Below are 15,558 nucleotides of genomic sequence, written 5' to 3' on the forward strand. Positions count from 1 at the left end.
AGGCCAGAAAAAGCAAATTCCCATAGCATAAACAACACCAACTCTGACACACCGAGTAGGTAGCGGCTCAGTCCAACAAGCGATTATGCAACACAAACTGCGTGTCGCATAAATACTAAAATGTTATCTAGCAATACTTCATAGTGATTGGGTGAAGCAATATGTGCATGGGGAAGTTGTGCTGAAAAAGCATGTTGTGAGCACATAATTGTGCTCACCAAGCCAATCAGCAAAGTTGTCATTTTGCTCATGGCTACACTCTACTTATGCATACCGCGAATTGGGTAATTATTTTTTGGGTCGCGTATCCAGTTAAGCCCGCTTACCAAAGTTGCTAAATCAGGTCTTACAAAAGGATTATTAGAATAATCAACCACATGTACTTTACCTTGCTCGTTAACCACAAACAGTGCAGGCTCTGCGAAAGGGTGATCCGTTTCTTGTGGTGAACGGGGATCAGAAATGTAAGTACCTAATGCTTGCATTTGCTCTGTAGTCAAACCGTAAGCAAGTGGAAATGACACAGATAGCTGCTCTAAATGCGCTTCTAGCTGCTCTTTGCTATCACCTGAAACAGCAATTACATCAACACCCGTTTCTAATAGCGCCGCTTTGTATTGCTCGAGGCTATTTAAATAGCGGGTACATAAAGGGCAATGCTTACCACGATAAACAACAACAAGCTGCCAGCTTGCACCGTGTTGAGGTTGACCAAGAACAGCCTCTTCACCATTTAAAAGTGCAGCACTGATACTAGGAAATACACTGCCCGGATGGAGTTTATTGCTATAAACAGATTCGTTACTCATGAGTGTTCCTTAAAAGTTCTCGTTTAAGTGTTTTTCAAAGCGCGCAAAGTCGCTGTCGATGTCTGCATTTTTCATCACGTCATAACAGGCGAAAGTTGGCATCGCTTGCATACCGAAAAACTTAAAGTTCATATGCATTGGGAAAACAAGGTCATCAACACTTTTACCTTCAAAAAAGTCAGCGGCATCTGCAAATGATTCTGCAGGCGCATTTAAAGTCAGCGACATCATATATTGAGTGTTAGTCAAGGTGCCGCCTTTACCGTAATTGGCTTTTGGATTGTCTTGATGACGACCATCACCATGGCAAAGCGCTCCCCCCATGCCCGCTGTGTACACTTCATCCATGTATTTTTTGAATGACCATGTCATGCCCATCCAGTTAATAGGTGATTGCAAAAAGACGATATCTGCCCATTGATGGTTCTCAAGTTCAGTTTCTACATCAAATTCGTCTTGTGTATTAACCACGCGAGTTTGATAGCCTTTTGCTTTAAAAAAAGCGTCGGCTTTTTCGATTAAAGCAGCATTTAACTTACCTTCGGAAAAAGGGTAATAGTGATGTGCGTTAAGAATTAATACGTTTTTCATAGTTGAGTATCCGTTTGCTAATTACTTTATCGTGTTCAAAATATATTCTGTGGTATATAATAGTAACCTAGATTATTAAATCAACCAGTCACCTTTTTGTAACTAGTCTGAAAAATGCGAGGATGTTTTGGAAAGTTCAGTAGAAACAGATAGTAAGGGTAGAAAAAAAGTTTTAAATGCTTGCATGGAACCCTGTGCTATTGAAAAAGGCATGCGTTTGATTGGCGGTAAATGGACGGGATCTATTATCTATCATTTAAAAGATGGCCCAGTTCGTTTTAATGATTTAACGCGCATGCTCGGTGGTGCAAGCAAAAAGATGATAGACCAACGTCTAAAAGAGCTTGAAAGTAGAGCGATGATCACCCGTCATGTTATTAGCACCCGTCCGATAGCGGTGACCTATGAGCTAACTGACTTTGGCCGCTCAGCACTGCATATACTCGATAAGTTACGAGTTTGGTCTGAATCAAATGAGATTTAAAGTTTGCGATTCTTTTCTAGAATAAAATCTATAAGAACTCTCACTTTTCGCGCCTTTTGACTGTGCTGCTGAAAGTATAAGAAAAGCCCTGAAAAGGGATACCAATGTTCTTCAAGGATTGGAATTAAAGTGCCTTCTTTAAAGTGACTATGTAACATTGGCTCTACCATTCGCCCTATGCCAAGGCCTTTTTTCGCCGCGTTAATCATCAAATCCGTATCATTCACGACCATCGCAAATGGCATTGTTACTGACGTTGTCTGCCCTTTATTTAATAAGTTAATGGCTACTAACTTTTTAGATGTTATATATCGGTATTGGATTAATTTATGGTTAGCTAAATCTTCAATAGTTTTAGGGATCCCATAGGTTTTAGCATAGCTCGGTGAGCAAAAAAAGCCCTCTTTGGAAGGTGCAGTAAGTGGTTTAGCTACCATGCCAGGCTCAATTTTGTCTCCAAACCGAATACCTATATCCATACCATCAGTAATCAAGTTAACAGTTGCATCATTTATTGATATCTCTAATTGGATCTCAGGATAGCGACGACAAAACTCCTCGTAGTATGGCTCTAATAATAATTGGAATGCAAAACGAGGGGTTGTTAATCTCACTGTCCCTTTTGGTGTTGCACTAAACTCTTTTACACTTTCAAAAGCATCTGACAATTCGCTTATAGCTGTTTTTGTCTGCTGGCGAAGTTGTTCGCCTGCTTCAGTTAGTTCGATTCGCCGAGTGGTACGATTAAATAATGGTACGTGTAGCGAGCGTTCAAGAGATTTTAATGCATGACTTACTGAAGGAGCCGTCATTTCTAGTCTTCGGGCTGCGCCACTAATACTGCCTTCCATAGCAATTGCATGAAAAATAAGTAATTGAGAGTAGTCGGTACCGTTCATTATTGTTAGTTTCTATCTAATAATTATTGTTGATAATATCATCTAAAACTAATTAATAGTATATCTTATGCTTATCGAATTCGTTCCTTATATACCTTGAAGGCAAATTCATGAGTAAAATTTTAGTTATTTCAGGCCACCCAAACCTATCAGAATCAAATGCGAATACGACTGTCATCGAGACATTGTTATCGCGGCATGATGATGTAGCTATAAGACGGTTAGATTCACTATATGGTGAAAAACAGATCGATATAGTTTCAGAACATGAAGCACTGTTAAGCGCTAGTGTTGTTGTTTTACAGTTCCCATTTTATTGGTACTCTGTTCCAGCGCTTATGAAACGTTGGATTGATGAAGTGCTATCTTACAATTTTGCTTATGGGCCTAAAGGTGACAAATTAGCAAACAAACATCTAATTTTATCAGTTACTGTCGGTGGCCCTGAAGAAGCATATTCACCTCTTGGCTATAATCATTTCAGTGTGGAAGAGTTTTTGCGTCCACTAGAACAAACTGCTTACCTTGCAAAAATGCAATACCATAGGCCAATCTATAGTCATCGAATGGTTTATATAGAGGGGGTGTACAATGAGTTATCGGATGTCCAAAATCGAGCAGTCGAACATGGAGAGCGCTTAGCGGCTAAAATTGCTGATTTATTACATTCGCCAGAGAGTATAATTAAGCAATTTGTAAATAAATGGTTCGATAAGTTAGATTCTTTGTCAGAAAAAACCGAAGCATTTTTACCCCATTTATCAAAGCAACTTGTTTTGTGCTTGCCATAAGGAGACTTTTTGGGGCACGCGGGCTTTAAACAATGGTACCAATGGGCATTATCAACATTTAAACCTAATTGTAGGCACATAGTTGAGCAAATAGATATTACTGCTGACGGAGAATATTTTAACCTTTCTTTGAGAGTTAAATTGAGCGCACACACATACATTGATTCTGATTTTGCTGGGCAAAATGTTGAAGTACAAGTCAAAGAAAATTGGCGTTTAAGAATAATTGATGGCCAACATGTGCTCATTGAGCAGTACTTAGTTTCATCATTGGGCGATCAATTATGAGAAAGAGATTAATTTCAGCATTACTGTTAGCAAGCCTGACAGGATTTAATGTACAAAGTAAAAGTACACTTTATTCCCCAATTGTTGAGCATAATATTAAGCAAAATTTATCAGATTTACATAAAGCGGTTATTGCCAATGATATATCTCAAGTAAAATTACTGATCGCGCAAGGAGCCGATGTTAACCAGCTTGATAAGTTAATGGGGATTGCCCCTTTACACATAGCAGTACAAGGCCGGAATCTAGCGATGGTAAAATTATTAGTAGAGAATGGAGCTTATGTTAATTTACAGTCTGTTAGGCTTGGCGGAACCCCTTTGTTACTAGCTGTGTGGCATCGCAATGTTGATGCAGTAGCGTATTTACTCAGTCTAGATGATATTGATACTACAGTCTTATCAGCTGCGGGAGCTACAGCCTTACAGTTTAATCGCTCAGGAGGAAAAACAAATGATGCCTCACTTAATGAGGATGTATCAAGGATTAATCAGTTGTTTACTGAACATCACGCACGCACTCAAGCTAAAGCAATTGAGAAAGCAGCAATTTATTTGGTAGTTGCAGATAGTTCAATATCGCAAGCACGAAAGGTTAAGAAAATAAAAGACTTAATTTCAAAAGGCTATGATGTTAACGCTTTAGCACCTGTGCTTAAAAACGGTAGTGACTTTCACAGTGCCCTATTATTAGCTGCTATGCAGGGACAGTTAGCTGTCGCTAAAATACTACTTGAGAACGGTGCGGATCAAACTCTAACTGGGGCCTATATGGCCGCGATTGCTTTGCACAAGGCTGCTTATTTTGGTCGGGCTGATATGCTAACTCTTTTAAGTCAATACCCTGGATTTAAAAGTGTCCTAAATGCTCAAGGTCCTAATAATGGTTATACGCCTTTACATGATGCTGTATGGCATGGACATTTTGAGGCCGTGAAGGTATTGGTAGAAGCTAAAGCAAGGCTTGATTTAACAGGTTATGATGGTAATACACCTGAGCAGCTCGCTATTCAAAATGGTTATACTGAAATAGCGCATTTCTTAAAAATGGCATCAAATTAGTTTTGATAGCCTCTGCGAGAAAGAGCGTTTAAAGGGAAGTATACCTAAAGCTATACGCTAGCAGAATTTGCTAGCGTATTTCAATTAAGGAAAAGAGTAGCGCACAATTCGTTTTACGACAGAAAAGTACTGGCGAAAGAAGCCGCCGGTATTGTAGTGGATACCGTGTTCTTTAAAGATAGCTTGCACCTTAGGGGCAATTTCGCGGTAGCGTTTTGCGGGTAAATCTGGGAATAAGTGATGCTCTATTTGATAGCTCAAGTGCCCAGTCATTACATGAAACAGGTTACCCCCTTTGATATTTGATGAGCCTAATGCTTGGCGGTAATACCACTGACCTTGTGATTCATTTTCGCAGTCTTGTTGGTTAAATGTTTCAACTTCACCGGTAAAGTGCCCGCAAAAGATAATGGTTGAGGTCCACAGGTTACGTAATAAATTAGCGGCAAGGTTGCCCGTTAAAACCCACAAAAATAAAGGCCCAGCAAGCATTGGAAAGAGCAGATAGTCTTTCACTAGCTGGCGTGCCCCTTTACTAAAAAAGCGCTTTTTCAGTTCGCTGTGCGGTACTTTGTAATCGCGGTCATCTTTTTTCTTGCCAAAAAATACTCGCTCGGCTGCCATTTCATGGTACGACACACCCCATTGGAACAGCACACTGAGCAATAGGTAAGTGACAAATTGCCACAGGTTTTTTATCCGCCAACGAAAGTCATTCGATAAGCGTAGTAATCCATAACCGAAGTCGCGATCTTTACCAATAATATTGGTATAGGTGTGGTGCTCGTAGTTGTGAACGCGGTTCCAGCTAGCCCCATCGCACGCTATATCCCACTCGTAAGACCTTGAATTTATGTATTTATCATTCATCCAATCGTATTGGCCATGCATCACATTGTGGCCAATTTCCATGTTATCGAGGATTTTTGCAGTGGCTAAACTAAGCACACCCACGAGCCATAAAACAGGCTGAATAAAGCCTAGCATTAATAGAATTCGGCCACTCCATTCAAACACTCGCTGGCAAACAATAACGCGGCGAATGTATTTCGCGTCTTGCTCACCGAGTTTTGATTTTACATCTGCTTTAACGCTATCGAGTTGAGCTGCTAATTTTTCATAATTGACTGTTTTTGTTGTGTTCATGCTGATAACTCCACGTCACTGACTGGTTGAGATATACAAAGTTGAATTAACTGCTCTGAGCTATCAGAGAGCTCACCGGTGCGAATATCACGTACGACGCCTTGCTTTTTAACGCATTGGCATTGATGGCAAATCCCCATACCACAGCCAACTGTTACAGGTTGCTTATTCGTTTGTAAGTGGGTCAGTAAGGTTTGTTGGTTATCAATCGTGAATATTTTGCCCTGATGAGTGAGTGTTAATTCGTGCTTATCAGAGGTTGCTAAAACAGCAGGGACTGCACTGAAATGCTCACTGTCTATAGGCGTATTTAATTGCTTAGCTAAAGCGGCTGCTTGCTTATACAAAGCAACAGGGCCGCACACTAACCAGTGTTTATGCGCATTTGTTGTCAGCCATGTCGTCGCATCACCGTCTTTGCCGCGCTCAAGTAAGTGATAATCAAAATTGCTCAGTGATTGCTTTAATTGCTCAAGCTCATCTTTAAGCCAGTGGCTGTTTGGCTTTGCATAATAAAGCAGTGTAATCGTTTGTTTGCTGTATGTAGGTAAAGATTTAAGCATGGCTATAAATGGCGTAATGCCTGAGCCACCGGCAAGCATGATTAAAGAACGCGCGGTATTTGGCATAACAAACTGGCCTTTAGGCTCAGAAATATTAAGCCATTGCCCTGTTCTCAAGTTTGTAAGGTTAGACGTAAATGCGCCGATTTCTTGGCTGCGGATCAATAAACGAATTTGTCGCTGCTGCCTTGCCAATTGTGGTTCGCTTGCGATGGTAAACACGCGCGTAAGCAATCGTCCATTTGTTTGAATTGTTAACGCAATGTGCTGGCCTGCTTGATGAACTGGCCATGCTTTTTCTGGCTCAATAATCAACTCAACGCTTTGTTCAGCAAACACCTGTACATGTTTTACTTGTGCACGAAAGTAGCCTTCGCGCCAGCCTGGTTTAAAGCACTGAACCACCGGCTCCCAGTATCCTGCCCATGACTGATGATGCAATAAATGTTTTGATAATGAATTTAATAACGCTCTCATTTTTCGCCTTTAGCTTACAAGTGTACGCTCATTTGGCGCACAAGTGTAAGCTGAAATGTGATAATTGCAAGTCTAATTTGAGTAATTATTCTAAAAAGCAGTTGGCCAAGGCTTTTAAAAGCGGCATCGAAGCAAGACTATTTAGAGTAAGGCCAAGCAAAGCGCTCCTTTAGCTAGTTAAAAGGAATTGGCTTTGGCTTAGAAAGTTAAAGCAGTTAATGAAAATGGATTTAATTTTAATTTTTCTAATGAAAAAGTGTTGCCGCTTTTTTGATTTTCGAACTATGTTTAATCAGGTACAAATACGTAGTAGAGGGAAAAAGATGGTCGATAATTGCACTATTCTTATCATTGATGATGAAGAGATTAACACTTTACAACTTGAACACGCACTAGAAGATGTTGGTAACATAATCACCTTAAACGACAGTACCCAAGCACTGGAGTTAATCCATAAAGCAAAACCTGATGTTTTGTTACTTGATTTAGAAATGCCAAAAATTAGTGGCTTTGATATTTTACAAGAACTTCAATTCACTCCAGAGTTTGAACAGCTACGAATTATTGTTATTACTTCACATGGTGATCCACAAATTGAAGAATCAGCATTATCTTTAGGCGCAATTGATTTTATTTCTAAACCTCTGAACTTAAAGTTATGTCGATTGCGAATAGAAAATCACGTTAAAGTTAAAGCGCAAGAGAACATTTTACAAAATACCCAAGCTGCTTTATTTGCTGAAAAAGAGCATTTACGTATCACAATTGATTCGATAGCAGACGGCGTTATTTCAACGGATCAACATGCCCAAATTACTTATATGAACCCTGTAGCGCAAAGGCTTACGGGCTGGTCTCAAACTGCTGCAAAGGGTCGTCATATTGAAGAGGTGATGAAATTAGCTGACTCCACAACAAAAACACCTTCAATAAATCCACTTACTGTTGCTCTAAAGGAAAACCGCCCTGTGGCGATGGCAATAAACACGCAACTAACGAGTAAACAAGGGGTTGAACACCGAGTTGAAGATAGCGCAGCACCAATTTTAAATGAAAAAAAACAACAATGCGGTGCTGTTATGGTTTTTCAAGATGTTAGTGAAACGCTCGCTATGTCGGTTCAAATGACGTACTTGTCACATCATGATCAACTAACCTCACTACCAAACCGCGTATTACTGCATGATAGATTAACTCAAGGTATTGCCAGAGCCTCTTTTAATGACACTAAGCTAAGTTTATTACTGCTCGATTTGGACAAATTTAAGTTTATAAATGATGCGTTAGGCCATCATATTGGAGACGAAATTATTGCTCATATTGGCCACTCTTTAGATTGCTTTGCTTGTAACGATATTACAGTTGCACGTGTCGGGGGGGATGAATTTGCGCTTGTTGTCCCTCATGAGTCACATTCTTTGAGTCTAGAGCCTTTGATAAATCAAGTGCTTAATGTAATTAGTAAGCCATTTCGCTCTGGTGGCGAACAACATATTCTTTCTGCAAGCTTAGGCATAAGTGTTTACCCTGATGATGCTAATTGTGTTGAAGAAATGCTTCGCCATGCAGACTCCGCTATGTATAAGGCAAAGAACGAAGCGGCAAATAGTTATTGCTATTTCAGCACAGACTTACAGGTTGAAATGAATAAACGCCTTGATGTAGGTAATAAGTTAAGAAAAGCCCTCGAAAATAACGCCCTTGATGTGCACTATCAACCTAAATACGATTTACGTAGTGGCGAAATGGTTGGCGTAGAAAGTTTAGTTCGTTTAAGTGATGATGAGGGCGGATTTATATCACCACTGAATTTTATTGAGTATGCTGAAGAAACGGGCTTAATTTTTAGGTTAGGCGAGCAAGTTTTAGAAAAAAGCTGTATTAGTGCAAAACGCTGGTTAGATGCAGGTGTGCCGACAAAAGTAGCCGTAAATATTTCCGCTAAACAGTTTACCGACTCAAAACTTGTAGACACAGTCGCGATGATTTTAGAGAAAACTCAGCTACCGAGTAAATATTTAGAGTTAGAAGTGACAGAGTCAGCGCTAATTGAAAACTATGAGTATGCGGTCAATCAACTTAAATTAATTGCCAATATGAAAGTAAGTATTGCCCTTGATGATTTTGGTACAGGGTATTCTAGCTTGTCGTATCTAAGGCTGTTTCCTTTAAATGTATTGAAAATAGATCAGTCCTTTGTACGTGATATGCTAACTGATTCGCAAGCGCTTGATATTGTTTCAACGATTATTGAACTTGCGCACTCTCTTCATCTTCAAATTGTTGCTGAAGGAATAGAAACGGCTGAGCAAAAAAACAAACTAGATGAGCTGGGCTGTGCCACAGGGCAAGGCTACTTGCTTGGTAAGCCAATGAATTATGAAAGCCTAACGCAATTGCTTTTACCTTCGTTGCACAATAACGACCAGTATGTTTGAGCTTAAGTTTATCTTTTGTATGTCTTTTGAATCAATTTTTGAAATTTATTCTACACTTTAAAAACTATAAATTCGTTGGAACTTCAAATGACTAACTCAGTTGATCGTCGGCGTTTTCTTAAAGGTTTAGGAGCTGGCGCGGCCGTCTCTACTCTTGCATTTAAAGCACCTTATGTTTTTGCTAAAAATAAAGTCACATTAAGGGTGCTTGGCACACATGTTACATTGCAAGAAGAACTCAGAAGCAGGGCAATGCGTGAATTAGGTATTAACCTAGAGTTTACGCCAATGGGAAGCGCCGCCGTTTTACAAAAAGCAGCAGCAAATCCAAGTTCATTTGATTTGTACGAACAATGGTCAGACTCAATTAATATTTTATGGCAAGCGGGGGCAATTCAACCTATCGATATAGATAGGCTTGTTTATTGGGATGAAATAAACCCATTAACAAAAACCGGAAAAATAGTCCCTGAAGCTAAGCTTGGCGCGGGCGACTCTCCTAATAAACTGCTTTATGTTCAAGACGACGGTACGCTATCGCAAACTCCGAGCAAAGCAATTAGCTTTATGCCTTATGTTCATAATGTTGACTCATTCGGATACAACACCCAAGTGATAGAGCAAGGGATCCCTTATCAAACTGAATCATGGGCTTGGTTACTTGATGAAAAACACAAAGGAAAAGTTGCGCTAGTAAACGCCCCTACAATAGGTATCTTTGATGCGGCCCTTGCTGCGCAGGGTCAGGGACTAATGACTTTTAATGACATGGGCGATATGAGTATTGCCGAAATTGATCAACTTTTTGCTATTTTATTAGAAAAAAAACGACAAGGGCATTTTTCTGGCTTTTGGACATCGGTTCCACAATCGGTGGACTTTATGAAAATAAAACGAGTAAACATCCAAAGTATGTTCTCGCCAGGGGTGAGTGCGTGTCGTGGAGCAGGCATTCCCGTGGTTTATGCATCTCCAAAAGAAGGCTACCGAGCTTGGCATGGTGTTATGTGCTTATCAGCCAATACACAAGGGCATGTAAAAGATGCAGCATACGATTATATGAATTGGTGGTTATCTGGTTATCCAGGAGCTTTTATCGCAAGGCAAGGGTACTACATTTCAAACCCAGAGCGAAGCCAGCCCTTAATGTCAAAGCCGGAGTGGAGTTATTGGTATGAGGGTAAAGAAGCCGTTGTAGATTTACGCGGTACCGATGAAAAGGTATCTGTAAAAGCGGGTCAAAAGCGTGATGGTGGTAGCTATATTCAGCGATTTTCAAATATCGCAGTATGGAATACTGTGATGCCTAATTACGATTACAGCTTAGATAAATGGTTTGAATTGTTAAATTCATAAGGGCTTAGATTGCTTAACATCTTTTCTAAATCAATTGCTGCAAAGATGTCGCTGGCGCTGCTGCTATTACTTTTAGCATTGAGTGCTAGTTTTTTTGTAATGGATAAGCGATTAAAAACCATAGAAACGGCATTTATAGAGATTAGCCGTATCAGTAATTATGCGGTGAGTATCTTAAGAATAAATAAAGACATTGTAGAGATGCAGCGTGATATTTCTGTGTACGGCAACTCAGGGAGTAAGTCTGTTTTTAATAAAATAGAAGATAACTTTCAAAGTATAAAAAAACGTTTAGGTAATATAAATTTTAATCAAAATGAAGCAAACAGTCAGGTTTACTTAGATTCGATGTCTGAGCTTTTGAGTCGATACGATGAGAACCTAGCAGTACTTACAAAACGCTATGAGGTCAGGGCACATTTAATCTATCAGGTGTTACCAAGTATATACACCAATGCGATAGCAGAACTTGAAACTTTGAAATCAAAGAGCATCAATACAGAAGATAAATTAAGTATCGCAGAGCTCACTAATCTATGGCATTCAATGCATCATGATGCGTATCAATTTTTATCGAAGAAAGACTATTCAAAAAGGGCTAAAGTGAATACTACACTGCGCTTGCTTAATCAAAAACTACAAGTGCTTCAAGGTCCTGCGATAACACTCGATAAAATGTCCCAGTTTACTGCTAATTATCAGCAGCAATTCTCTAAAAGTATTCAAGCTAACCGTCATTACTTAAGTTTAGTCAATGTGGTTATGGCAGGCGATGCTATTGAATTTAGTACTTTATCAAACCAGCTAAGAGAGCTTTCTTTATCGAGATTAAAGCAAATTAAATCGGAGGCTGAAAAAACAGTTTCAAATTCTGAGCGTATTTTAAAGCTCCTTGCGATCGGTGTTGTTATTTATATTGTGGCTTTTGCAATTGCGTTTCATTTGCAAATTTCGCATGCAATTAAGCGCCTTACCGTTAGTTTTAAATACTTTTTGAGTGGTGACCTTTCGGCCAAAATTTATGATTTAAATCGCAAAGATGAAATTGGTGTTTTAGCGAATGCAGCAGAACGATTCAGGGTTTTAAGTAAAGACCTTGCAGATGCAAAGCAATCAGCTGAGCGTACAGCGAAAGTAAAATCTGAATTCTTAGCAAATATGAGTCATGAGATCAGAACTCCTATGAATGGTGTTTTAGGTATGGCTCGGCAGCTAAGTCGCACACCATTATCGGCAGAGCAAGCAAAGATGCTCAATATCATTAAATCATCAGGTGCAAGTTTACTGGTTATTATTAACGATATTTTAGATTTGAGTAAAATTGAGGCTGCTAAAGTAGAGCTTGAGTCAGGTCCAATTGAATTAAGCTCCTTGTTGAACGAGTTAACGCATTTATTTTCGCAACAAGCTGAAAATAAAGGTATTGAGTTATTTATTACGACAACGCCAGAGCTCACCGACTTTATATTTTTAGGTGATGAAACTCGGCTCAAACAAGTACTCATTAATTTATTAGGCAATGCAATTAAGTTTACTCATCGTGGTAGCGTGTTACTCAACGTCATTATTGAAGAAGTAGTGAATGATGAGTTTAAAGTAACTTTTAGTGTATCTGACACGGGTATTGGTATTGCCAATGAACAGCTAGATTCTTTGTTTGACGCTTTCTCTCAAGCAGATGCTTCTATTACTCGTCGCTTCGGTGGCACTGGGCTTGGCCTGACTATCTCAAGCAAGTTGTTACATTTGATGAATTCGTCATTAAAAGTAGAAAGTGAACCAGATAAAGGCTCTATGTTTTATTTTGAGCTTAATGTTACCCGAACATTCATAACCCCTGCTATTAGTGAAAGCCTTCTTGAAGAGAGTAGTGAAAAGTCCGTTGATTTTTCCCATGTAACTGCACTGGTGGTTGAAGACAATGATATTAACCAAGTGGTAATCGAGTCTATGTTGGCTGAGTTTAATATAAAGTCGATCAGTTTAGCTGATGATGGGGAACAGGCCATAGCACAGTGTGAAATAGGGGCGTTTGATATTATTTTTATGGATATGCAAATGCCGGTATTGGGTGGCCCTGAGGCAACATTGAAAATTAGAAAACTACCCGCCTATAAGCACACACCCATAGTGGCATTAACCGCAAATGTGCTTGCAGCAGACAAACAGCGATGCTTTGAAGCGGGTATGAACGACTTTATTGGCAAGCCAATTAAGTTCGAAAACTTAAAACGTGTTTTGGTTAAGTGGTGCTCTCAGCATCACCAATAAACTAACAAGGAAGCAATGTGAACAGTCTCAATATAGATAATAAAAGCACAATGTCATCTAAAACGTTTTTGTTATTTGTTTCATTAATTTTTAGCGTTTTTGCTGCCATCGCTGTCTACTTTTTCGAGGGGCATGTTAAACGGGATGCGTTAAACTCAATTGATCAAGAGTTTACAGAAACAAACCAGCGTTTAAAGAAAATACTCACATCTTCAATATTGCAGTCGAAATCTGATTTACGATTTTTATATTCAACGCCCCCTATAGCCGGCCTACCTCGGGCTCATTTTAATGATGGAATTGACCCCTACGATGGTACAACCTTTCAGCAATGGAAGGAGCGGCTTGAAACCATTTTTATAGGCTTTATGGAGAACAACCTTGCGGTTGAACAGCTGCGCATAATAGCTGTGAGCGCAGAAGGAAAAGAGTTAATTCGTGTGCAACGTGTTGGCGCTTCAGTAGAAGCTGTACCTGACTATTCTTTACAAGCGAAAAGCGCAGAACCTTATTTTTTGCCAAGTTCATTATTAGAAGTGAACCAAATATACATGTCGCCTATGTCGCTAAACAAAGAGTTTGGCGAGGTAGTGTTTCCTTACAAACCCATGTTGCGTTTTTCTATACCCATATACAGTGATAAAGGAAAGCGATTTGCTTTTTTAATCATGAATGTAAATGCCACCCCATTAATACAGAAGCTAAAAGAAACTATTTTTGATTATTCTCAGTTAGTGATCAGCAGTTCAGAGGGAGATTTTATTTATCACCCTTATGAAGGGTATCAATTCACGAGAGACTTAGATCCGTCTATTACATGGCAGTCAGTGTACGATCAGCCTGTTCAGCACCAAGGGCTATATTTAGTCACTGCAACTTCACCAACAACTCAGCAGTTTTATGTTCATTCAGAAAAAGTACAAACAAGACCAGGTAAAAGCTATAGCTTTATCAATTTTAATCTTTTAGTGGCTAAGCAATACGTTGATAAAGTAATAAATGAAAAGCGGGTCATGACCTATAGCTTATTAATTTTGATAATTCTTTTTACGGGGGTATTACTGTTAACGTTTTACCGAAACGCAAACCGGAGCCAGTTACTAGCAGAGGCTAGAAGAGAAGCGTCTGCTATCGTTGAAGGGTCGATAGATGCCATTGTTGGTTTAAATCTAGAAGGTAAATTGACAAGTTTAAATAAAACAGCTGAAAACCTATTAATGTTGGCAAGTTCGATGTCGATAGGAAAAGCGAGTAAAGATATTGATTTTTTGGCCCGATTACCTATTCCTGATTACATTGCGGATATTCAAAACTCAAAAACACAAATCAAAGATGAATGCAGTATTTCTGAAAACGGTGTGGTGAATTATTTCGCCATTTCGGTCAGCCCTGTTTTTTCGGATCAGCGCGTTTTAATCGGGGTTGCATTGATTATTAGAGATATTAGCAAAGAACAAGAAGCTGCGAATAAAGTTAAACGTTTAAATTCGGAGCTTGAGGCAAAAGTAAGGCAAAGAACTCAAGCACTTGCTGAAGCTAAAGATGAAGCAATAAAGCACAGCGATATCAAAAGCGCATTTATATCTAATATCAGTCATGAACTTCGCACGCCATTAAATGGAGTGATTGGCACGTTGAATATTTTAAAACGTCAAACATTGCCCGATAATGCCCGTAAGCTTGTAGATATGATGGAGTTAAGTGCTTCAAATTTAAGGCTATTAATAAATGATATTTTAGATTTATCTAAAATTGAGTCGGGTAAACTCGATTTAAACATTCAAAAAATCAAACCTCAATTACTGATCGAAAGTTTAGTCGAGTCATGCTCTGTGAGGGCTTTTGATAAAGGTCTTGATGTTTATTTAGATACGAGCGGGCTGGCTTGTTACGAAGTTAAGACTGATCCACTTAGGCTTACTCAGATCATTAATAATTTGATTAGTAATGCGATTAAGTTTACAGAGCAAGGCTTTATCAAAGTAACGGCATCATCTGAGCAGGTTTCTAATACGGAGCATACCTTAAAAATTACCGTGCAAGATACGGGGATAGGAATAGAGTTAAATACTCAACGTCATTTATTTGATGCATTTCAACAAGCTAATAGTTCTATAGCCGACAACTATGGCGGAACAGGGCTTGGTTTATCAATATGCAAACAGCTGTGTAATATAATGAATGGTGATATTGCAGTTAATTCTGCAATTAATGAAGGGAGCGCATTTAGCTTTTACATTAAAGTTGGGAGTAGCCAAGCCCGAATTCAGATAATAAGTGCACCACTCATGGTTAAACGGTGAGAAGAGATCAACTGCCTGTTGGTGGTACTCTATCGTCGCCAAACAAACAGAAGCATTTACCATGAGTTACAAGCAGTTGAT

At 39.2% G+C, this 15,558-nt stretch carries 14 protein-coding genes; 8 read left to right on the forward strand and 6 right to left on the reverse strand.

What is annotated here, in order from left to right:
* Nucleotides 1–83: 83 nt before the first annotated feature.
* From L1266_RS20600 to L1266_RS20610, 3 genes are read right to left on the reverse strand one after another with little or no spacing between them, the layout of a single operon-like run.
* Nucleotides 84–251: a hypothetical protein gene (locus tag L1266_RS20600; RefSeq protein WP_235378263.1), complete on the reverse strand. Its 168-nt coding sequence runs from the start codon at nucleotides 249–251 to the stop codon at nucleotides 84–86.
* Between the two features lie 9 nt (nucleotides 252–260).
* Entirely contained in the window at nucleotides 261–809 is a 549-nt protein-coding gene (locus tag L1266_RS20605; protein WP_235378264.1) for a redoxin domain-containing protein, read from the reverse strand.
* 9 nt (nucleotides 810–818) lie between these two features.
* A complete protein-coding gene (locus L1266_RS20610; protein WP_054553545.1) occupies nucleotides 819–1,400 on the reverse strand; it encodes an NAD(P)H-dependent oxidoreductase in 582 nt (193 codons plus the stop codon).
* A 127-nt stretch (nucleotides 1,401–1,527) separates the two neighbouring features.
* Here L1266_RS20610 and L1266_RS20615 point away from each other — a divergent pair, with 127 nt between their 5' ends.
* Complete coding sequence (locus L1266_RS20615; RefSeq protein WP_235378265.1) at nucleotides 1,528–1,884, forward strand: winged helix-turn-helix transcriptional regulator; 357 nt, start codon at nucleotides 1,528–1,530, stop codon at nucleotides 1,882–1,884.
* On the opposite strand, the gene L1266_RS20620 is transcribed toward L1266_RS20615, so the two are convergent.
* Nucleotides 1,881–2,783, reverse strand: a complete 903-nt coding sequence (locus tag L1266_RS20620) for a LysR family transcriptional regulator (RefSeq protein WP_054553547.1) — start codon at nucleotides 2,781–2,783, stop codon at nucleotides 1,881–1,883. The two genes, L1266_RS20615 and L1266_RS20620, sit on opposite strands and share 4 nt — an antisense overlap.
* A 110-nt stretch (nucleotides 2,784–2,893) precedes the next feature.
* On the opposite strand from L1266_RS20620, the gene L1266_RS20625 reads away from it, so the two are divergent.
* The 3 genes from L1266_RS20625 to L1266_RS20635 all read left to right on the forward strand — a co-directional run bounded on the left by L1266_RS20625 (nucleotide 2,894) and on the right by L1266_RS20635 (nucleotide 4,923).
* Entirely contained in the window at nucleotides 2,894–3,574 is a 681-nt protein-coding gene (locus L1266_RS20625; RefSeq protein WP_235378266.1) for an NAD(P)H-dependent oxidoreductase, read from the forward strand.
* A gap of 141 nt (nucleotides 3,575–3,715) precedes the next feature.
* Nucleotides 3,716–3,862 (forward strand): hypothetical protein, encoded by a 147-nt coding sequence (locus L1266_RS20630; RefSeq protein WP_235378267.1) that lies wholly within the window; start codon nucleotides 3,716–3,718, stop codon nucleotides 3,860–3,862.
* On the forward strand, nucleotides 3,859–4,923 hold the full coding sequence (locus L1266_RS20635; RefSeq protein WP_235378268.1) for an ankyrin repeat domain-containing protein: 1,065 nt from the start codon (nucleotides 3,859–3,861) through the stop codon (nucleotides 4,921–4,923). Before L1266_RS20630 ends, L1266_RS20635 begins: the two co-directional genes overlap by 4 nt.
* 84 nt (nucleotides 4,924–5,007) lie before the next feature.
* Here the strand turns inward: L1266_RS20635 and L1266_RS20640 are convergent, their stop codons facing one another.
* Both L1266_RS20640 and L1266_RS20645 read right to left on the reverse strand, forming a co-directional pair.
* Nucleotides 5,008–6,069: a fatty acid desaturase family protein gene (locus tag L1266_RS20640; protein WP_235378269.1), complete on the reverse strand. Its 1,062-nt coding sequence runs from the start codon at nucleotides 6,067–6,069 to the stop codon at nucleotides 5,008–5,010.
* Nucleotides 6,066–7,109, reverse strand: a complete 1,044-nt coding sequence (locus L1266_RS20645; protein ID WP_235378270.1) for a flavin reductase family protein — start codon at nucleotides 7,107–7,109, stop codon at nucleotides 6,066–6,068. Before L1266_RS20645 ends, L1266_RS20640 begins: the two co-directional genes overlap by 4 nt.
* Nucleotides 7,110–7,432: 323 nt before the next feature.
* On the opposite strand from L1266_RS20645, the gene L1266_RS20650 reads away from it, so the two are divergent.
* The 4 genes from L1266_RS20650 (at nucleotide 7,433) to L1266_RS22445 (ending at nucleotide 15,477) form a co-directional block, all read left to right on the forward strand.
* Nucleotides 7,433–9,547 carry an EAL domain-containing protein gene (locus L1266_RS20650; protein WP_199528749.1) on the forward strand — a complete coding sequence of 705 codons (2,115 nt, stop codon included), beginning with the start codon at nucleotides 7,433–7,435 and terminating at the stop codon, nucleotides 9,545–9,547.
* Nucleotides 9,548–9,634: 87 nt separating this feature from the next.
* Nucleotides 9,635–10,903: an ABC transporter substrate-binding protein gene (locus L1266_RS20655; RefSeq protein ID WP_235378271.1), complete on the forward strand. Its 1,269-nt coding sequence runs from the start codon at nucleotides 9,635–9,637 to the stop codon at nucleotides 10,901–10,903.
* A 9-nt stretch (nucleotides 10,904–10,912) separates the two neighbouring features.
* Entirely contained in the window at nucleotides 10,913–13,174 is a 2,262-nt protein-coding gene (locus L1266_RS20660) for an ATP-binding protein (RefSeq protein ID WP_235378272.1), read from the forward strand.
* A 17-nt stretch (nucleotides 13,175–13,191) separates the two neighbouring features.
* Nucleotides 13,192–15,477: an ATP-binding protein gene (locus L1266_RS22445; RefSeq protein ID WP_235378273.1), complete on the forward strand. Its 2,286-nt coding sequence runs from the start codon at nucleotides 13,192–13,194 to the stop codon at nucleotides 15,475–15,477.
* Nucleotides 15,478–15,558 lie beyond the last annotated feature (81 nt).

It is taken from the genome of Pseudoalteromonas sp. Cn5-37 (assembly GCF_021532495.1).
Taxonomy (GTDB): Bacteria; Pseudomonadota; Gammaproteobacteria; order Enterobacterales; family Alteromonadaceae; genus Pseudoalteromonas; species Pseudoalteromonas simplex.